This window comes from Saccharothrix ecbatanensis, from assembly GCF_014205015.1.
Lineage (GTDB): Bacteria > Actinomycetota > Actinomycetes > Mycobacteriales > Pseudonocardiaceae > Actinosynnema > Actinosynnema ecbatanense.
This window is the reverse complement of record NZ_JACHMO010000001.1, coordinates 8,574,957-8,594,183: the sequence shown is the minus strand read 5'-3', so window position 1 is coordinate 8,594,183 and position 19,227 is coordinate 8,574,957. Positions and strand designations below refer to the sequence as shown.

Genomic DNA, 19,227 nt, shown 5'->3' with positions numbered 1-19,227 from the left:
GCCAGAGCCTCAGTGCTGGTGATCCCAGGTGACCGGAAGTCGGTGGACGCCGTAGATGCTCGCGTCGTGGCGCAGCGGGACGTCCTCGTCCGGCACGGCCAGTCGCAGCGACGGGAAGCGGGCGAACAGCGCGGGGAACGCGACCCGCATCTCGACCCGGGCCAACTGCTGCCCGAGGCACTGGTGGACGCCGTGCCCGAAGCCGAGATGCCCGGTGGCCTGCCGGCGCAGGTCGAGCGTGTCCGGATCGGCGAACTTCGCCGGGTCGCGGTTGGCGGCCTGCGCCGAGATGGTGACCGTCTCGCCCGCCTTGATCAGGTGGCCGTCCAGCTCTACGTCCTCCAGCGCCGCCCGCGCGCCGGTGTGCGTGATGGTCAGGTAGCGCAGCAGTTCCTCCACCGCCTGGTCGATGCCGTCCGGGTCGGCGCGCAGGGCCGCGAGCTGGTCCGGGTGGCTCAACAGGGCGAAGGCGCCCAGCGCGATCATGTTGGCGGTGGTGTCGAGCCCGGCGCCGAGCAGGAACGAGCCGAGGCCCGCGATCTCCGTGTCGTCCAGGTCGGTGGCGGTCAGTTCGCTGAGCACGTCGTCGGTCGGGTTCGCGCGCTTGGCCGACACCAGCCCGCGCACGTACTCCTCCAGCGCGCCCCAAGCCGCGTACATCTCCTCCGGAGTGTTGTCCGGGTCGGTCAGCGCCCTCGCGTGGCGGGTGAACGTCTCGCGGTCCGCGTACGGGACGCCGAGCAGTTCACAGATCATCATCGCCGGGACCGGGTGGGCGTACGCCTGCACCAGGTCCACCGACGGGCCATGGCTTTCCATGGCGTCGAGGTGCTCGGCGGTGATCTGCTCAAGGCGTTCCGTGAGCACCCGCATCCGGCGGACGGTGAACCTGCCGGTCAACAGCTTCCGGTAGCGGGTGTGCTCGGGCGCGTCGATCCCGGTCAGGTCGCCGACCGGCGCCGGGGGCAGCTCGGTGACGCCCGGGAGCGGGTAGTGCATCAGCTCGTACCGGGAGGTGAACCGGCTGTCGGCCAGTACCGCGCGGGACACGGCGTGACCGGTGGCCAGCCAACCGACGTGCCCGTCCGGGTAGACCATCCTGGTGAGCGGGCTCTCCGCACGGATCCGGGCCAGCTCGCTGGGCGGGTCGAACGGACAGCCCGCGGGTCGGGTGGTGGGTAGCGAGTCGAGCGGCGGAACCTCGTGGTGCGGCATGGTTTCTTCCCCCAGAGCAGGTGACTAGCGGGTGGATTCGCGGTTGAACAGCTTCTTCGACCAGAGGTAGCCGCCGAGTCCGATGACGACGCACCAGCCGAGCGCGATGAAGGCGTTGTTCCCGATCGGCGTGCCCATCAGCAGGCCGCGCAGGGTCTCGATGAGCGGGGTGAACGGCTGGTACTCGGCGAACCAGCGCAGCGCGGTCGGCATCGAGTCGGTCGGGACGAAGCCGCTGCCGAGGAACGGGAGCAGGACCAGCGGCAGGCCGACGTTGCTCGAAGACTCGACGGTCTTGCTGGCCAAGCCGAGTGCGGCGGCCAGCCAGACGAAGGCGAACGTCATCAGCAGCAGGACACCGACGGTGGCGAACCAGCCGCCGACGTCCGCCGACGGCCGGAAGCCGACGAGCAGCGCGACGCCGATCACGGCCGTGATGCTCAGCATCGTCTGGATGAGGCTGCCGACGACGTGCCCGGTGAGGACGGAGACGCGGGCGATCGCCATGGTGCGGAACCGGTCCACGATTCCCTCGGTCATGTCCATGGCGACCGAGATGCTGGTGCCCTGGATAGCGGAGGTGATCGTCATCAGGATGATCGCGGGGGTGACGTAGTTGACGTACTCCGCGCGTCCGGCGGCGGCGCCACCGATCCCCGCGCCGAGCGTGCCGCCGAAGACGAAGACGAACAGCAGCAGGAAGACGACCGGCATCACCATGAGCATCACCGTCATCGACGGGTACCGCACCATGCGCTTGAGGTTGCGGCGGATCATCGTCGCCGAGTCGGTCAGTGCGTAGGACACGGTGCTCATGGCGTGGCCACCTTCTCGTTCTTGGGCTTGCCGGTGAGGGCGAGGAAGACGTCGTCCAGGTCAGGGGTGTCGACGCTCAGCGAGTCGACTTCGACCGCGCCCGCGTCGAGGCGGTCCAGCAGTGCCTTCAGCGACTTGAGGCTGCCGTCGTGCGGCACGGTCAGGGCGAGCGCGTCGCTGTCGCGGGACGCCTGGCCGACGACGCGAGCGGCGGATTCGAGTTCACGGGCGTCGGTGAACTTCAGCCGCACGTGACCGCCGGGGATGCGCCGCTTGAGCTCTTCCGGGGTGCCTTCGGCGACGATCTTCCCGTGGTCGAGCACCGCGATCCGGTCGGCGAGCTGGTCCGCCTCCTCCAGGTACTGCGTGGTGAGGAAGATCGTGACGCCACCGGCCACCAGCTCCCGGACGATCTGCCACATGCCGCGACGGCTGCGCGGGTCCAGCCCGGTGGTCGGCTCGTCCAGGAAGATCACCTGCGGTGAGCCGACCAGGGTCATCGCGAGGTCGAGCCGCCGCCGCATGCCGCCGGAGTAGGTGGACGCCGTCTTCTTGCCCGCTTCGACCAGGTCGAACTGTTCGAGCAGCTCGTCGGCCCGACGCCGGCCCGCCGCACGGCCGAGGTGGTGCAGGTCGGCCATCAGGGTCAGGTTCTCGTAGCCGGTCAGCAGGTTGTCGACCGCGGAGAACTGGCCGGTGACGCCGATCGCGGCGCGGACGGCGTCGGGGTCGGCGGCGATGTCGTGGCCCGCGACCTTCGCGCTGCCGCCGTCGGCCTTGATCAGGGTGGACAGGATCTTGACCATGGTGGTCTTGCCCGCGCCGTTCGCGCCGAGCAGGGAGAAGACAGTGCCGCTGGGCACGTTCAGATCGATGCCGTCGAGCACCACGTGGTCGCCGAACGACCTGCGCAGTCCGGTCACCGTGATCGCCGATCGGGATGGCGTGGTCATGGGAATTCCCCTCAGGAAGTCAGGTCAGGAACGGCGGATGGTGATTTCGCCGTAGGAGGTGTTCGCGCGGATTTCGACGGTCTCGTCGGACTTCGCCGGCGCCCCGCTGACGTCGTCCAGCGAGTTGCGCACCCGCCCGTGCCCGGTCTTCAGGTCGAGCCAGGCGGCGGTGCCTTCGGCAATGCCGATCTCGAGGTCGCCGGACGAGGTGTTCAGCGTGACCGAGGCGCGCACGACCTCGCCGATGCGAATGCTCCCGTTGGCGGTCTTGGCTTCCACCTTCGCGCCGGCCCGGTCGACGGAGATGTCGCCGTTGGCCGAACGCACCCGCAGCTCGCCGGCGACCGTGCCGATTTCGGTGTGGCCGTTGGAGTTCTTGACGACGACGGCGCCGCTGACGTGACCGAGCTGCACCCGTCCGGTGCCGGTGGCGACGTCGGCGTCGCCGTCGACCGCTTCCACCGTGACGTGGCCGAGGGTTTCCAGCCGCAGCGGGCCGGTCCGGTCGAGGCGGAAGTGCCCGACCGAGGCCTTGAACCGGCACTCCCCCAGCACCCCGGTGCTGCGGACGTCCGCGACCGACATGTCGCTGTGCACCTGGGAGCCGGCGGGAAGCTCGATCAGCACGTCGACCGAGCGGGTCTTCTTGGAGAAGTCGATGGCGCGGGCCTTCAGGCCGCGGACCAGCAGCACGCCGTCGGCGTACTCGACGCGGGTCTTCTGCGCGGCCTCCACGTCGGACTCGTCGGACTCGTCGCTCGGCCGCACCTCGACCAGGGTGTCGGTGCGGTCGGTCGCGATGATCTGCACGTCGCCGGCGCGGAGTTCGATGGTGACGGAGATCGGTTCCGGAGTGGCGAAAACAGGCATGGCTGTCCCCTAAGAGTGAGTCGGAAGAACGTTCCCGCAGGTGGGAGCGTTGAGGTGAAGCGGAGCGAGAGGTGGGCTAGCGCACCCAACCGGTGTAGTGCTGCGAAGTGCGCTTACTGCGCCGTTCAGGGCCCTGGTCGCGCGCGGGGGTCTGCAAAGCGGCCGTGGCCGCCCGGACCAGCCACGCGTTGAGCGACCGGCCTTCCTTCGCCGCCGCCTCCTCGATCGCGGCCTTGAGCTGCTCCGGGAGTCGGACGTTGAACCGCACCGCCGGACCGTCCTCGAAGCCGGCCGCGGCATCGTCGGCGGGCGCCGCGGCGAGGTCCGTCGTGCTGTCGAACGACTGCTCCGCCTGCGGCACCGTCACGACGAAGTTCGGGTCGCGGCCACGCAGGCGCACTTGGACCGAGCCGGGTGCCAGGTCGCGGGTGATCTCGTCGGCAGCGGCCGAGAGGGCTTCGAGCAGCGCGAGCCGGATCGCCGACTCCATCGACACGGTCAACCGCTCGATCAGCACGGTGGCGTCGTCACCACCGGTCTCGGCGACGGTCAGCAGTTCGCGACCGAGGGAATCAACGTACGGCGTCAGGTCCATGGCATCACTCTGACACACCGTGGCACCACATGCAAGCCACATTGGCTCACGATGGCACCACAGTGGCTCACCGTGGTGCCAAACGCCTGCCCATGCCCTCGGCCGTCATTTCCGCCACCACGACTCCACAGGGCCGGCAGACCGACCCGGTGAACCAGCGGCGCTACCTCGGTCCGGCGCCCTTGAGGTAGCGCAGGACCGCGGTGACGCGTCGGTCGGCCCGGTCGTCGGGTGCGAGGTCGAGCTTCGCGAAGATGCTGCGGATGTGCTTGTGCACTCCTCCCTCGGTGATCACGAGCCGCTCGGCGATGGCGGTGTTGCCGAGTCCTTCGGCCATGAGCGCGAGCACATCCCGTTCCCGGGGGCTCAACCGGCCCAGCGCGCTGGTGTGCGGGTTGCGTGCCAGCAGCTGGCCCACCACCTCGGGGTCGACGGCGGTGCCGCCACCGGCCACCCGGTGCAGCGCGGTCAGGAATTCGTCGACCCGCCCCACCCGTTCCTTCAGCAGGTAGCCGAGCCGGTCGGCGCCGGTGGTCAGCAACTCGGTGGCGAACGCCTGCTCCACGTACGCCGAGAGCACGAGCACCGCGAGGCCGGGCCGGCGGCGGCGTGCCTCGACGGCTGCCATGATTCCCTCGTCGGTGTGGGTGGGTGGCATCCGCACGTCGACGATGGCGACGTCCGGCTCGTGCTCGGCCACCGCGGCCAGGAACGATCCCGGCGTGTCGGTGGTGGCCACCACGTCGAGCGACTCGGCGCGCAGCAGCAGCGCCAACCCCTCGCGCAGCAGCGGGTCGTCCTCCGCGATCACGATCCGCACGGCAGCTCCACTCGCATCGTCGTCGGCCCGCCGGGCGGGCTGTCCAGGGTGAATCGCCCGTCGTGCGCCTCGACCCGCTGGCGAATGCCGGACAAGCCCGACCCGCCGCGTTCGTCCGCGCCACCCCGGCCGTCGTCGCCGATCCGCAGCAGCAGCCGATCACCATCCCGGCACACCGCCACCACGGCGCTCGCTGCGCCGCTGTGCTTCGCCACGTTGGACAGGGCCTCGGCCACCACGAAGTACGCGGTGGCCTCGACCGAGGCGGCGCATCGGCCCGGCACGTCCACCACCACCTCGCACGGCACGCCGCAGCTGCCCGCGAGGCCGGCCAGGGCACCGGAGAGCCCGCGGTCGGCCAGCACCGGGGGCAGGATGCTGCGCGCCACCGCGCGCAGTTCGGCCAGTGCCTGTTCGGCGGCGTCCTGTGCCCGGTCTAGCACGGCGCCGGCCGTGGCCGGGTCCCGGTCCAGGGCCCGCCGCGCGGCGCCGAGCAGCACGGTCACCGCGACCAGCCGGTTCTGCGTGCCGTCGTGCAGCGACCGCTCGATGCGGCGCAGCTCGGCGGCGTGCGCGTCGAGAGCGGCGGCGCGGGTGGCGGTCAGCTCGGCGACCCGCAGCGACAGGTCGGTGCCCGCAGGCGGTGCCAGCAAGTACCGGCCCGGCCACTCCTGCGCCCGGACGAGCGCCGGCCCGAGCCCGACGATGAAGGCGGCGCAGAACACGCCGGTCAGTCCCACCGCCAACGCGCCGGTGAAGTCGGTGACAGCCCAGAAGATGAGGCTGGGAGTGTTGTCCTCGGGCGGCAGCAGGTGGTACCAGAACGGGTACGTCGTGTTCTGCAACGCCGTGGCCGGCATCGCGAGCCCGAGGAACCCCGCTACCAGGCCGGCCGTGGCGTGCAGCAGCAGCCAAGCCAGCTCACGCCGCACGGTCACCTCGCGCAGCGCGGCGAGCACCTGCCGCGGCGCCGGGCCGGGGGCGAGGACATCGAGCCGGGCCCGTTCCCGGTTGGCGGCCGCCCGCAGCGCGCGCAAGGCGGCGGGCAGCAGGACAACGCCGACACCGACGCAGCTGAGCAGCGCGACCACGCCGAGCCAGACCAGGACGGCCAGCGCGAGCAGCGCCGTGCCGAGGCCGCCGACCAAGCGCGCGACAGCGTCGAACGACGCCCGCAGGCGCTTCCGCACCTGTGTCATGCCACCCCCCGGCCGAACCTTAACCGATCAACACAACCCCGTGGAGCACGCGAATCGAGCCGCCCGTCGTGGCTTGCCCGTCTGAACGACGGCCTCGGGGTGCCACCACCACCTCGGTTGTCCAGCGGGCTGGATTGTCCACTCGGGGTGGCGGTGAGCAGCCTGGATCCTGCCGGTCATCCCAAGACCGACGTCCGCCGAGCCCAGGAGTTGTCCGCTTTGTTCACGTCCTCTCACCAGCAAGATCGACCTTCCTCCTCGCGGTACCGCCGCGTAGTCGGCACAACGGCGGCGGTGGTGCTCGCGGCGGGTGCTCTCGCGTTCACCGACCCGATCCCGACCGCGCAGGCCGAGCCCCGACGCGATGCGGTCCAGCAGGGCATCGACAAGCTCGTCGGCGCCGACCGGCACCCCGGGGCGCTGGCCGCCGTTCGGGACCGGCGCGGTCGAACTCACCACTACACCGCCGGGGTAGGTGACCTGGCGACCGGTGGCGAGGTGCCGACGAACGGCAAGGTGCGGATCGGCAGCGCGAGCAAGATGTTCGCCTCCGTCGTCGTGCTGCAGCTCGTCGGTGAGGGCAGGGTCGAGCTTGACGCGTCGATCGAGACGTACCTGCCGGGCCTGGTGAAGGGCAAGGGCGTGGACGCCGACAGGATCACGGTCCGCCGGCTGCTCCAGCACGACAGCGGCCTACCCGACTACACCGACTCGATGTTCAAGTCCATGGGCGACTTCCTGTCCTACCAGCACGTCTACTTCGAACCCCGCGAACTGCTCGACCTGGCGAACGCCAGGGAGGACGGGCGTGCGGCCGGCGGCGGTTGGTCCTACAGCAACACGAACTACCTCCTGGCCGGCCTGATCGCCCAGCGGGTCACCGGCCGCCCGTTCGACGAGCTGGTGACCACCCGGATCATCCAGCGGATCGGTCTGCGCGACACGTACGCGCCTGCGGTCGGCGAGGAGGACATCCGCGGCCGGCGCCCCAGGGGTTACCAGCGCGATCCGGCGACCGGCGAACTGGTCGACTTCACGCGGATGGACCCGAGCTGGGGTTGGGCGGCCGGTCACCTGGTCTCCACGCCGGGCGACCTCAACACGTTCCTGCGCGCGCTGCTGGACGGGAAGTTGCTCGAACCGGCCCAGCTGGCCCAGATGCGCACCACCATCCCGACGGGCCCGGAGTCGGGCCGGGGATACGGGCTCGGCGTGTTCAGCCTGCCGTTGAGCTGCGGAGGGGTCGCGTGGGGGCACGGCGGTGACATCCCGGGCTACTCGACCGTCAACGCGGCCACCGATGACGGTCGTGCGGCGACCGTCGTGGTCACCTCGCTCACCGGGTCGGTGAAGGACGAGTCCGTCGCCGCGGACCGGGGCGCACTCGTCGACGCCGCGCTGTGCGCGAACTGACGCCCGAGCCCTCGCCGGTCGGAGGTAGTGCTGGCTGTACCGGAAGTGTCCAGCACGGGGGATCGTGGGTCGTTGGGGCGGTGACAACACTGAACGGGTCAGTGCGAAGTGTCCGATTAGGAGAGTGTCCTTTGTCGAATGATCTCCGTCGTCCGGCCCAAACCCGACCGGGCCCCGCGCGCCGGCGTCGTGGTGTGGCCGCTGCGGCAATGGCGGCAGTAGCGGTTGCCGGACTCACGCTGACGGATGTGGCGTCGGCCGGCGCCTCGGGTGACCGGTCGAGGTCGGGCCACGACAAGGCGCTGCAGGCGGGCATGGAGGCGCTGGTCGCCGACGGGTCGCTGCCCGGGATGCTGATGTCGGTGCGAGACCGGAATGGGCGGGTGACCGACTACACCGCCGGAGTGGGTGATATCAGGACGAAGTCGAAGGTGCCGACGGACGGTTACGTCCGGATCGCCAGCAACACGAAGATGTTCACCGCTGTGGCGATCCTGCAGTTGGCCGACGAGGGCAAGCTCGCGCTGGACGACACGGTGGAGAGGTTCCTGCCGGGCGTGGTGCGGGGCGCCGGCGACGGTGCGGCGGTCGACGGTCGGACGATCACGATCAGGCAACTGCTGAACCACACCAGTGGGATGACCCCCGTGATCCCCTTCATGTCCAAGGGGATCCTGCCGATCAAGGACCGGTACTTCGAGACCCGGGAGATCCTGGATGTGGCGCTGACGCACGCGCCGACGTTCGCTCCGGGACAGGACAGGGTGTGGACGTACAGCAACGCCGGGTACATGCTGCTCGGTCTGGTGGCGCAAAAAGCGGCGGGACGTCCCTTCGCCGAGGTGGTCACGGACAAGATCATCAACCGGATCGGGCTGAAGGAGACGTACTACCCGGGTCCGGGCGACCGTGACATCCGTGCCCCGCACCCCCGGGGTTACCTGCTGCCCAAGGACGACGAGGGCGAGCCGATCGCCGGTGATCTGATCGACATCACCCGGTGGGACCCGTCGATCGCCGCTGCCGCGGGGCAGATGATCGCCACCCCGAGTGACGTGAACAAGTTCCTGGTCGCCCTGCAGGACGGTCGGCTGCTCAAGCCGGGTCGGCTGGCGGAGATGCGTCAGACGGTGGACGCGCCCGGCTTCTTCAGTGGTTGGCGCTACGGTCTGGGCGTCGTCGAGATGAAGCTCAGCTGCGGGATCACCGCGTACGGCCACGGCGGCGACGCCGACGGCTTCCAGACCCGCGCCGCCATCACCTCTGACGGCCGGGCGGTCACCGTCGCCGGGACGAACGACGAAGTCCACCAGTACGAAGTCATCGCCCTCTTCGACAAGGCCCTGTGCGCCACGAAGTAGAACACTTGCCCCGCTCACAGGCCGGTGCGGTGGATTCGATTCACCACCGCACCGGCCAGATCATCGCCACCAGCTTCGCAACGAGTCCGAGTGGGGCGCCCTGTTTGGAGTGGCCGACAAGCACCGCTGGGAGCGGTTCTGCGCCACCGGGGTGCGCCCACGCCGGAATCAACCCAGGTGGATTCGGGCTGCCCGCAAGGAATTGAGCCGTAGACTCCGGCAGTCAACGCCGACGAGGTCCGGCCGTTGCGCGCGCCCGTGGAGGAGATCGCATGCAGGACCCGTCGGACACGACGAAGATCACCGAGACTGAGGAGAACGGCCGGAGCGATACCGCCGACTCACCTGTCGTGGACGAGTCGACGTCCGACTCGGACGCCGACTCGACGACGTCGACGGTCCTGGTGGAGGTGCTCCCAGGGGTGGCTGTCGTCGTCGGTGAGGTCCCGCCGGAGCTGAAGCCCGATCTGATCGACTTCGGGATCGTGCCGGCTGCCGACCGCAAGCAGATCTCGGCGATCCTCGCCTCGATCGGGAACGCGTCGACCGTGGTCGGCAATCTCGGTAACGCGTTCGCCAACGTGCAGGGGCTCTACAGGATCGGCGCCACAGCGCAGTCCCTGTTGAGCACCGGCGCGACGCTCGCCGTCAAGGATGGCGGGAATCTCGGCGCGGTGATGGTTTCCGGCCGCATCGCGCATCAGGCCCGCTTCTTCCCCGTGACCGTGGTGAGCAAGGCTCAGATCGCGGCCTCGGTCGGACCGGCGCTGGCCATGGTGGCCCTTCAGCTGATGCTCAGTGAGGTCTCGGGCCTCGTCCGGACCAACCTCGCGGTGACACGTCAGGTCCTCACCGCCATCCGCAAGGAACAGTGGGCCGAACTGACAGGGCTCGTCGCCGCCATTGACCGCGCGGTCGACCAGGCGCGAGAGATCGAGTCGGTCCCGACGTCCCTTTGGGAGGACGTCGCGGGCAGTGGAGCGCTGCTGCAGAAGCAACTTGAGCTCTACCGGCGGAACGTCCGGGACCACGTCGGGCAGATCGGTCAAGCCGACGCACGCACCCACCGCGAGTACCTGCAGACGAACGGCGAGGTGATCGCCTTCGACGTCCACGCCCTCCTGTCCTCTCTCCAGGCATGGACCGGGTATCACGCGCTTCGCGCCGCGAGGGCGAGAGCCGCTGGACGTGAGGACGCCGCCGAGGCGCAATACGCCGAGGTCATCGCGCGCCACACCAGCGATGAGTTCGACTCCGCTCTCGCCGAGACGACGAGCCTCGTCGACTCGCTGACGCGGGAGCTGCGGATCACCGTCGAGCTCCGCGGCCCCGACACGTGGCCACTGCTGGGGAAGCGGAAGGACGTGAAGGCAGTCCGCGAAATCTCCGCCCGGCTTCTGGAGGCGATCCAGCCTCTTGCCGACACTCTCCATCCGCCGACCCTTCCGCTCAAGGTCCCGGGCATCGTCTGCGCGCCCGAATCGCTGGATCCAGATCCGTACCTTCGCATCCTCCGCTGGCTCTTCGAGGACGGCGAGGCTCTCCGTGTCCTCGGCTTCCCCGACCAGCTCGACGCCCTCGATCCCATTTCCGCGATCGTCGGCGGAGCGAAGGACATGTTGACGGCAGCGTGGGATAAGGCTCCGGCAAAGACATTGGTCGCCGTCACGGATCGCCGCATCATCACGGCCAGGACAAACGCATTCCTCGAGCAAGCCGAGATCCGTCAAGACATCCCGCTCGACCAGGTGCGATACGTCCGAGCGACCACCACACCGGACCAAAGCTCACGCTTGGTGGTCGACCTCATCACGCGCGACGAGAACATCCGCTGGCTCTTCCACGCCGACATCGACACCACTCAGGTGAACGCGCTCGCCGCCGTGCTCGCCGAGTCGATGACGATCCCGGACGCTGAACGCGATGAGCTCCAACGGCGGCGCTACGCCTCCATTGAGGCCGGCGAGAAGAACGAGAGTCCCGGCACGACGTCTACCGAACCGACTGGACCCGAGGCCACGACCTGACCACCAAGGTGCGCGGTTCAGGACCCTCACTAGGGCCTGGCCCCGCCAGACGATGCGCGCGCCGCAGTCACACCCGAGACACACAACCGCGCCACATCAACGAACTGCGCCCAACACCCGCCAATCCATGCCAACTACGGCGAAGTGCAGCCAACAGCTGAGCCTCACTCTGCCAGCGCGGTCCGACCGTGGCCCTGACCAGCGCAAACAGAGAACCCGCACGTCAGCCGGTACCGTTCACCGCCGTTCGAAGCGGTCGCATGCCGTTCAACTCCACCGTCGGCCAGAGTGTCGACGATGCCGTGGGCGCGGGCCGCAGTCAGGTCGTACACCGAGCAGGGCAGCGCGGGCGAGGTCCACAGCAGTCGCCCCACTGGTCGGTGAGGATCTGGACGTTCATGCTGTGGCGCTTGTTTTTTCCGGAGCAGTACGGGCGGTCGGCGGCGATGCGGTCGATGTGACAGCACCTGGCGCAGGATGGCGTAGCTCATGCACGGTCTTCTCATCTACTACTTCAGCGGCGACAACCGCGCCGACGAGCCGGTCACCGTCGACTCCGAAGTCGCCCTCGACGACGTCCTGTCCGAAATCCTGGCCAATCCGCAGCCGCACCCGACCGTGGTGTACGCCGAGATTCGACCAACAATCGGCTTGCCAGGGTTGCCCGACCACCAACTCAAGTTCGATCTCGATACCCAGCACCACGTGGGCGCCGTCCACCTGTTCGGGCCGAAAGACTTCCTGGAGGCCGGGGTGACGAGTGGCGCGGACGACACCACGGCATGGATCGCCCTGCCCCGGCAGACAGACACCTGGGTTCCCAGTGACGTGACGCTCTACATCGACAGAGACACGGAGTTCCCCAAGGAAGCCACCCTTCAATTGAGCCTGCTCCGCGAACTCCTGCACGAATTTATGCGAACCGGCAAACGCCCTATATGTGTCGGCTGACAGCAGACCGACACCTTCTAGGGCAACGACCGGCGTGGTTCCTCGCCGAACTGGATCTTTCTCAGAGTTTTACTGATTGCCGAGACCAGCCACGGGTGCTGAAGGTGGCCGCGGCGCGGTAAGCGTGGATGCCTGCGGCTGGGTAGTCGATAAGCCGGTCGGGCAGGGCGTTGAGGGGGAACCAGCGGACCGCGGAGCACTTGTCGGGTTCGCGATTGGTCGGTGTCCTGGTCCAGCGGCGGGCTTCGAAGAAGAGACCTAGGCGGGGTTCGGGCCCCGAGCCGTTGACGTGGAGGGTGTGGACCAGGCGCAGGTCGGTGGGGTCGAGGTGGACGCCGACTTCTTCCTCGGCTTCGCGGACCGCGGCGTCGAGGACCGACTCCCCCGCGTCGAGCTTGCCGGAGGGCAGGTGCCACAGGCCGTCGAAGATCGGATTGGTGTCGCGGCGGCGGGTGAGCAGGACCTCGTCGTCGCGGACGAGGAGGACGTGGACATCGATCAGGTGACGGTCGGCCATGGGTCCTCATAAGCTGCTCACGCGGTTTGAGACCCGGCGCAGCTTACGCGGTGTGTGATTCGTCGGGTGGACTGGCCGTCAGTTGCGCAATTCGTTGGACGATCATGTCAACGACCTGCTCTGTTGCGCATTTCGTCGTATCGATCGCGAGTATCGGGTAGTTGCGTCGGGTCAAGCGGTGGGTGGTGTCCGCGTACAGCTCGGCTTCCATCCGGCTGGTGGTGATGCCGGCTTCGAAGCGGCTGTGCGCGCCGCGCTCGTGAATGCGTCGGGCGGTGACTTTCGGGTCGACGGTGAGGATGACGGCAACGTCAGGGATGTCGGCGGCGGCGTTGAGGGCTTCGATGAAGTCGATCGGGACGCCGTCCATGCGTTGCAGCACGTAGGACGAGGCGACGTAGCGGTCGCACAGCACGATCTTGCCCGCGGCGAGTTGTGGGCGGATCTCGGTGGCCAGGTGGTGGTAGCGGTCGGCTGCCACCAGGCAGGCGAGGGCGTGTCCGGAGTAGGTGTCGGTGCCGTGGCGGGCGATCTCGCCGAGTTGGTCGTGGGAGGGCTCGGTGGTGGTGTGGACGGCGTAGCCCTGGCTGGTGAGCCGGTGGTGCAGGAGCCTGGTGGTGCTGCTCTTGCCTGCGCCACCTGGGCCGTCGATGGTCACGAAAAGACCGCGGTGGGCGGTCATGCCGCTGCGGCCTTTCGGGCGTGCTGTTCGCGGGTCAGGGCGACGAGCTGGGCGCGGACATGGTCGATAGGCGCTTCGGAGAGTTGAACGTTGACCGAGAAGTTGAACTCGTCGCGTTCCCGCATGGACTCGTCGACTCCGGCGTCGGTGAGGTCGACAGGGCTGTAGTCGAGGAGTTGGTCGGCGGTGTAGCGGCCGGTGGCCATGAGGCGGTGCCAGTCGGGCGTGCCGGGGTAGGGGCGGTACTCGAAGACCGAGGCGCGGAACCGTCCCGGTAGCGGGTCGGTGAGGTCCCACAGTTCGCGCACGAGGCGGACGGTGGCGGCGATCTCTCTCGGGGTCTCGGTGGGAAAGCCGAGGATGAAGTAACCCTTGACGTTGATGCCGCGTTCGGTCAGGCGGCAGACGACGGTCTTGGTCATGGCGGGGTCGATGCGCTTGTCGATCAGGGTGAGCATGCGTTCGCTGCCGGATTCGATGCCCAGGGCGACTTCGCGCAGGCCGTTGCGCGCGAGGATGTCCAAGGTCTCGTCGCTCGCGCGGTGCAGGACGTTGATCCGGCCGGTGGCGTCCCAGACCGCCCAGTCCCCGACGCGCTCGGTGGTGAACGTGCTCATCATGTGGTCGATCACCCGTCTCGCACCGAGGAACAGGTCGTCGACGAAGCGGAACGCGGTCACGCCGGTGTCCCGGAGCTGGTGCATTTCGGCGATGATGTTGTGCGAGTCGCGGGTGCGGATGGTGATGTCGGGGTTGGCGGAGACCGCAGCACCGCAGAACGAGCAGTCGTAGGGGCAGCCGCGGGCGCCGACCATGTTGGCCTCCCACCGACCTGCCTTGTAGTGGGGGTCCTGGGTGAGGTAGCGGCGGTCGACGAAGGGCAGTGCGTCGACGTCGGGCGCGAGGTGGTGGGAGTTGCCGGGAACGCCGCCGGTGACCGGGGTCTTCAGGATCGGATCCAGCCACATGACGCCAGGCAGTTCGGTGCGCGATCGGTGGTCAGCCAGCAGGGCTGCCACCCGAGTCTCGCCTTCACCGAGCACGAGGGCCTCGCAGCGTGACATGCGCGGGTCGGTGAGGATGGCGACGGGCATCGCCTTGGCCTGATGGCCACCCAGCATGACGTTGATGGCCGGGTCGAGGGCGGCGGCGATGCGGGCGCTGACCTGGTAGGTCGGGGCGAGCAGGTTGAAGCCGACCCACCGCGGAGCGGCCTGGTTGACGATGTCGATGGTGTGGTCGACGCCCAAGCCGTGGGCCTCGGCGTCCAAGACGCCGACGTTGAAGCCCTGCGAGGCGGCGTAGGTGGCCAGGTAGCCCATGCCGAGCACAGGCAGGGTGAAGTCGTTGACGCGAGGGCGCTCGGCGTAGTCGCGCAGCGGTGCGTTGACGAAGAGCGCGTCCAGCGGGTGCCGGAGGTCTGCGCCGGTGATCGGTGCTGCGGGTAGGTCAGATGGCGACGGCTCCTGAGGTGTTGGCATGACGTACTCCCCATGCGAGTGTGAGCAGCGTCCAGGCGGACAGGTCCTTCCCCGCCAACCGTGCCCAGCGGCGGGCGAACTCCGGTTCGGTTTCGGGCCAGGTTCGCCCGGTCGACAGGCGGTTCGCCCAGGTGCGCACCGCAAGATCGGCGTACGGGTACAGCGAGTAGTCGTTGGTGAGGTCGGCGACGGTCGCACCCGCGGTCCACGGGCCGATTCGGGGCACGCTCTGCACCTCGTCCCGCAGCACGGCCGGATCGAGCTCGGCCCACTTCGAGCCGAACTCCAGCACTGCTTCGGCAGCGGCTTTCAGTGGACGGCGCTTGAACGCCATCCCCAGGGTGGTGAACTCGTCGTCCGGGAGTGCCAGGACGGCTTCCGGCGTCGGAAACAACCACGCCGGCCCGTGAGGCGTGACGACTTCCTCGCCGTGCGCCTCGCAGAAAGCCCGGTAGAGCTTGCGGGCCTGACCCGCTCGGATCACCTGCCGGACGATCGACGTCGCCAGGGCGTCCCACAAGTCCGGGTTGCGCCAACGTCCCACCGTGCCTGCGGCGCGCAGCACACCCACCACGTCATCGGTACCGGTCAGCCCGGCGGGGTCGACGACGTCGAGCACGGGGGCGTCCCCCTCGCCGGACACGAGATGAGCCTCTGCTCGGCAATCACCGGTTCTGGTGGACGTGCAGATCAACACCCAGGAGGAGCGTCCAGAACGGACGGCGCGGTAGGTGGCGTCACCAACCGACAGCCAAGAAGGATGGTCGGTCATCACCGAGGACACGATCACAATGAGGCTCCCTGAGGCGGGGTCGAGGGTCACCCATGATGCCGATGTCACCTCCCTGGCACATCCACCCCCTGGCGTGGCGACGTCGGCTCCGTCGCAAAGCGGCGGTTCGAACGCGTCGCCCTCCTCCGGCAGAAGTTTTGTTCAGACAGTTGGTTACCAGCCTCGGATCTTGCGCCCGTACTCGGTGTCGGGGTGCAAAAGGGCGTCTGCGACACGACCGCCGGAGTCCTTCGCGCCCCCACCGAAGTTGAGCACTCCACTGGCGTTGGCACTGGCGGCGACACCGTCCCAGTAGCGTGCTTCGCGCTCCCAGTGCACGGACTCCAGCAGTTCGGTGAGTTCGTCGGCTGTCAGCAGCCTTCCCGAAGAGGCCCATCCGGTGGCCTGGTGGGCGGCGATCCCCAGTCCTGCAAGTACAGCCGGCGCCGAGATGGCGCTCCTGGCGGCGAAGTGCGGGTACAGGGCACTGATGGCCCGAGACAGGAGTGGAACGAGCTGTTCTTCCGCTTGCCTGACCGTGACTCCTCCGGGCAGGTCGTCCTCGTGGACGGTCGACGAGGACAGCGCCAGTCCCCCGCGTCCGTGCAACGCGGTGATCACCAGCACGCGCAGGGCGGAAAGGGTGACGAGTTCTGGATCGAGCTTGGTCAGCTGCCGCTTGCGCGCCTGCACCAGCTTGCTGAACGGCACAATCTTGCCCTCGTGCTCGACCTTGACGGCCTCGGCGACGCGATGGGCGAGTTGCGTGCCGATGTCTCGCTGATCCATGGACATGGCCAGGTTCTTGGCCACCGGCACGCCCTCGACGTTGCGGTCGTAGAAGATCTGCCGTGCGTCCTCGACACTCAGCCCGAAGTACAACTCGAACGGCACGCGAACCGCGTCCAGCTTCTCGTAGGCGCAGCCGAAGCGCGCCGGGTCGTCGTACAGCTCGTGCCAGGCGGTCACCTGCGTTTCCCCATCGATGGCGACGACCGGTGAACCCGCGGCGACGGTGATGGTGCGGATCCCTGTCCCCGGCACGAGCTCATCGCCGATCGCGCCCGGTTGGCCGTCCAGCCACAGCGTGATCGGCGGGGTGGACCAGGCGGCGCCGTGATCGCCGTTCACACCGGAAGCGATGTAGGAGGCGTAGGAAGTAACGTTGCGCCCCTTCTGGGTGGCCTTCAACATCCGCTGCACCATGCCTCTCACCTCTGCGTGCCTGCGCAGGACGCCCGAGGCGTACTTGAGCGCGCGGGCATCCTCCTCCGTCTTCGGCGAGGGGACGAGTTGCAGGAGCGTGGGCAACCCCATCGTGCCGATCACCGCGTCCGGACGGAACGGGGTGACCGTCAGCCGGATTCCTTCGACAGCGCTGGTTGGCATGGTCATGTTCATGGGTGTTGCCCTTCAATTGCTAGCCAGACCGATGGTGAAATTCAGTCGCACTGACAGAGGAGGATGAACGGCGAGACGATCGAGCGAGTCGATTATTCGGTGTCGATCTGCGCGCCTTTACCCATGGCTTCGCCGATGACAGCGAGCAGAGCTCGCTGTCGAGCCCTCATCGCGGCATCGAAGTCGTCGTTGCGCAGGTCGATGGCCGAGATCAGATGCGACTGCACGTTCCGGTCGACCTGTTCAGGCGTGGCGTCCGCGGTCTTGCCCAGTCCGCGCAGGTACACGGAAGGTGCCCGCCCGCCGATGATTCGGTTGGTGCGGGCGGTCAGCGGCGTCTTGTTGACGATGGAGTTGTAGTCGGCGGGGCTGATCCCCTGCTTCTCGCACCACGCCTTGGGGAACACGTGGTGGATGTTGACGGCGTTGTCGAAGTAGTTCTCGTCGGACATGTCGGACCCGGTGCCCCAGTCGACCGGCCCTACTTTGAGCAGCAGTGCGTAGAGGCCCTTGTAGGCGGCGGAGCCGCGGGTCCGCAGCGACCAAAGGCGACTGGAGAAAAACTGGGCCTCATGGACGGTCCGGGGTTCGTCGCCTTGGCTGGTCACCCAGGCCACGACCTCGGGCACGTCGCGCGCGAAGCGTGTTTCGGTCGTGCCGCCGTAGAGCTCCCCGAACACACCGGACCAGTACCAGCGCGAGATCTTCTGCCGCGCGCCGACGGTCTCGGCCTTGGTGCCGAGCAGGCTGAAGATGGCGGACATGGGAATGAGCTGGCTGCCGTAGGGCAGGAACCGGGTGTCGAAGATGTGCTGCGAGTGCAGGAACTGGGCGGCGGACTTGAGGCCGTCCGTCACCGCGGGCGCCCACTTGCGGTACTCGGGGAGGGTGAGGTTGAGCATGTCCGCCCGCCGGCAGCCGATGCGCGGGACGGTGGCTTCGTCCCGACCGGTCTCGATGGCGGCCCGGTGGCGTTCGTACGTAGCCAGCAGGGTGACCGCTTGCAGGAAGTCGGTGTTGGCGACCTCAGAGAGGATGCCGTACTTGCTGCCGGCCCACTGCGCCCGGCAGTCGGTCCAGTCCTGGCGGAGGTCGAAGTCGTCGGCCGCGAAGGTGGCGGTCAGCAACTCGAAGACGGTCAGGGTGACGCCACCAGTGTTGACCTTCTCGAAGACCTGGCACACCGCCTGGCGAGGCGTGCTCTTGCCCAGCTCAATCACCGGCAGCTGATACTGCTCGAACCGCTTGACCACGGCCTCGTGGAACCTGCTCCACAGCGCCAGGTTCTCGGACTGGCGCTCGGGCGAGTGCTGGAAGAACCTCATCATCCACTGCATCGAGCTGAACACAGCGGTGCACGGGAACATGCGGTGCGTGAACTCCTGCTCCGGCGTGGACAGGTCCAACAGGGCCTGCCCGCGGAAGTCCACGCGGACCTTGGTCTCGGGGACGAAGACCACGGCCTCCTCACGGTCCCCGTCGCCGAGAAGGGTTTTCTCCATGTCGATGTAGAACCAGCCGCGTGTGGTGTTGCCGCGGACGTCGTGGGTTTCCACCGGGGCGTCGCGGAACAGCGACTGGTACAGCGAGGTCAACCGCTGCTGCCCGTCCAGGATCAGCCGGTCGAGCACGGCGCTGGCTCGCGGCGCTCCTTCGACGGACCTGGTCTTGAAGCGGACGTCGCCACCCTGCTTCAACATCATCACAGTGCCCGCCGGGTAGCCCAGAGAGATCGAGGCGATCAAGCTGGCGATGTTTCGGTCGGGCCAGACCCACCCTCGCTGGAACTCGGGGAGCTGCGCCTCCCCCTTGTCCACCTGGGTGAGCAGGTCCTTCAGGAACTCCTTCTCGATACCGAAGGCCTCGACGCCCATATGGACCACCCCGTTCGCTGTGCTGTCGAGGGCTGTATCGCGTAATTGGACGAAAAGGTTTCTCCAAACCCCACACCATTTATGTGAGTGTCAGTCATATCTTTGCAACTCCATCAAACCCGACGTGGAGAAGGCCTTCGAACGCACGTAGACCACCGAGATTTAGCTGATCACACTGCGCCCTCGGCTGTGGACGCGAAGAGCCACGCGGTCCCGGACGAACTCGCCCGGCGCCACGCAGCCCTCCGAGATACTCACACGAACAGGTCCAGCCGCGTCG

The 19,227-nt window shown here is 68.1% G+C and carries 17 protein-coding genes and 1 pseudogene; 4 read left to right on the top strand and 14 right to left on the bottom strand.

Annotated features, from left to right (window positions below; genetic code table 11):
* Nucleotides 1-9: 9 nt before the first annotated feature.
* From F4560_RS38170 to F4560_RS38140, 7 genes are all read right to left on the bottom strand, one after another.
* Nucleotides 10-1,215 (bottom strand): cytochrome P450, encoded by a 1,206-nt coding sequence (locus tag F4560_RS38170; RefSeq protein ID WP_184927914.1) that lies wholly within the window; start codon nucleotides 1,213-1,215, stop codon nucleotides 10-12.
* Nucleotides 1,216-1,239: 24 nt separating this feature from the next.
* On the bottom strand, nucleotides 1,240-2,031 hold the full coding sequence (locus F4560_RS38165; RefSeq protein WP_184927913.1) for an ABC transporter permease: 792 nt from the start codon (nucleotides 2,029-2,031) through the stop codon (nucleotides 1,240-1,242).
* Nucleotides 2,028-2,984: an ATP-binding cassette domain-containing protein gene (locus F4560_RS38160; protein WP_184927912.1), complete on the bottom strand. Its 957-nt coding sequence runs from the start codon at nucleotides 2,982-2,984 to the stop codon at nucleotides 2,028-2,030. The genes F4560_RS38165 and F4560_RS38160 overlap by 4 nt, the downstream gene beginning before the upstream one ends.
* A 24-nt stretch (nucleotides 2,985-3,008) precedes the next feature.
* The gene (locus tag F4560_RS38155; RefSeq protein WP_184927911.1) at nucleotides 3,009-3,854 is read right to left on the bottom strand and encodes a DUF4097 family beta strand repeat-containing protein; all 846 of its coding nucleotides are present in this window, start codon (nucleotides 3,852-3,854) and stop codon (nucleotides 3,009-3,011) included.
* Nucleotides 3,855-3,930: 76 nt separating this feature from the next.
* Entirely contained in the window at nucleotides 3,931-4,449 is a 519-nt protein-coding gene (locus F4560_RS38150; RefSeq protein WP_184927910.1) for a YlcI/YnfO family protein, read from the bottom strand.
* A gap of 163 nt (nucleotides 4,450-4,612) precedes the next feature.
* A complete protein-coding gene (locus F4560_RS38145) occupies nucleotides 4,613-5,269 on the bottom strand; it encodes a response regulator (RefSeq protein ID WP_184927909.1) in 657 nt (218 codons plus the stop codon).
* Complete coding sequence (locus F4560_RS38140) at nucleotides 5,257-6,468, bottom strand: sensor histidine kinase (protein ID WP_184927908.1); 1,212 nt, start codon at nucleotides 6,466-6,468, stop codon at nucleotides 5,257-5,259. Before F4560_RS38140 ends, F4560_RS38145 begins: the two co-directional genes overlap by 13 nt.
* A gap of 153 nt (nucleotides 6,469-6,621) precedes the next feature.
* Here F4560_RS38140 and F4560_RS38135 point away from each other — a divergent pair, with 153 nt between their 5' ends.
* The 3 genes from F4560_RS38135 (at nucleotide 6,622) to F4560_RS38125 (ending at nucleotide 11,269) form a co-directional block, all read left to right on the top strand.
* Nucleotides 6,622-7,881 (top strand): serine hydrolase domain-containing protein, encoded by a 1,260-nt coding sequence (locus tag F4560_RS38135; protein WP_312869722.1) that lies wholly within the window; start codon nucleotides 6,622-6,624, stop codon nucleotides 7,879-7,881.
* Between the two features lie 248 nt (nucleotides 7,882-8,129).
* Nucleotides 8,130-9,242 carry a serine hydrolase domain-containing protein gene (locus tag F4560_RS38130; protein ID WP_221483790.1) on the top strand — a complete coding sequence of 371 codons (1,113 nt, stop codon included), beginning with the start codon at nucleotides 8,130-8,132 and terminating at the stop codon, nucleotides 9,240-9,242.
* Between the two features lie 272 nt (nucleotides 9,243-9,514).
* Nucleotides 9,515-11,269 carry a hypothetical protein gene (locus F4560_RS38125; RefSeq protein WP_184927906.1) on the top strand — a complete coding sequence of 585 codons (1,755 nt, stop codon included), beginning with the start codon at nucleotides 9,515-9,517 and terminating at the stop codon, nucleotides 11,267-11,269.
* Between the two features lie 269 nt (nucleotides 11,270-11,538).
* Here the strand turns inward: F4560_RS38125 and F4560_RS45215 are convergent.
* Nucleotides 11,539-11,726, bottom strand: a pseudogene (locus F4560_RS45215) (transposase family protein); the annotation flags it as partial.
* 32 nt (nucleotides 11,727-11,758) lie between these two features.
* Here F4560_RS45215 and F4560_RS38120 point away from each other — a divergent pair.
* Nucleotides 11,759-12,220, top strand: a complete 462-nt coding sequence (locus F4560_RS38120) for an Imm1 family immunity protein (RefSeq protein WP_184927905.1) — start codon at nucleotides 11,759-11,761, stop codon at nucleotides 12,218-12,220.
* Nucleotides 12,221-12,281: 61 nt separating this feature from the next.
* On the opposite strand, the gene F4560_RS38115 is transcribed toward F4560_RS38120, so the two are convergent.
* From F4560_RS38115 to F4560_RS38090, 6 genes are all read right to left on the bottom strand, one after another.
* Nucleotides 12,282-12,737, bottom strand: a complete 456-nt coding sequence (locus tag F4560_RS38115) for an NUDIX hydrolase (RefSeq protein WP_184927904.1) — start codon at nucleotides 12,735-12,737, stop codon at nucleotides 12,282-12,284.
* Nucleotides 12,738-12,780: 43 nt separating this feature from the next.
* Nucleotides 12,781-13,419, bottom strand: coding sequence for a dTMP kinase (gene tmk, locus F4560_RS38110; RefSeq protein WP_184927903.1), 639 nt, complete (start codon nucleotides 13,417-13,419; stop codon nucleotides 12,781-12,783).
* Entirely contained in the window at nucleotides 13,416-14,900 is a 1,485-nt protein-coding gene (locus tag F4560_RS38105) for a B12-binding domain-containing radical SAM protein (RefSeq protein WP_184927902.1), read from the bottom strand. The genes tmk and F4560_RS38105 overlap by 4 nt, the downstream gene beginning before the upstream one ends.
* Nucleotides 14,869-15,543 (bottom strand): DNA glycosylase family protein, encoded by a 675-nt coding sequence (locus tag F4560_RS38100; RefSeq protein WP_312869721.1) that lies wholly within the window; start codon nucleotides 15,541-15,543, stop codon nucleotides 14,869-14,871. The genes F4560_RS38105 and F4560_RS38100 overlap by 32 nt, the downstream gene beginning before the upstream one ends.
* A gap of 303 nt (nucleotides 15,544-15,846) precedes the next feature.
* Complete coding sequence (locus F4560_RS38095) at nucleotides 15,847-17,073, bottom strand: DNA sulfur modification protein DndB (protein ID WP_184927900.1); 1,227 nt, start codon at nucleotides 17,071-17,073, stop codon at nucleotides 15,847-15,849.
* A 92-nt stretch (nucleotides 17,074-17,165) separates the two neighbouring features.
* Nucleotides 17,166-18,947, bottom strand: a complete 1,782-nt coding sequence (locus F4560_RS38090; protein ID WP_184927899.1) for a DUF262 domain-containing protein — start codon at nucleotides 18,945-18,947, stop codon at nucleotides 17,166-17,168.
* Nucleotides 18,948-19,227 lie beyond the last annotated feature (280 nt).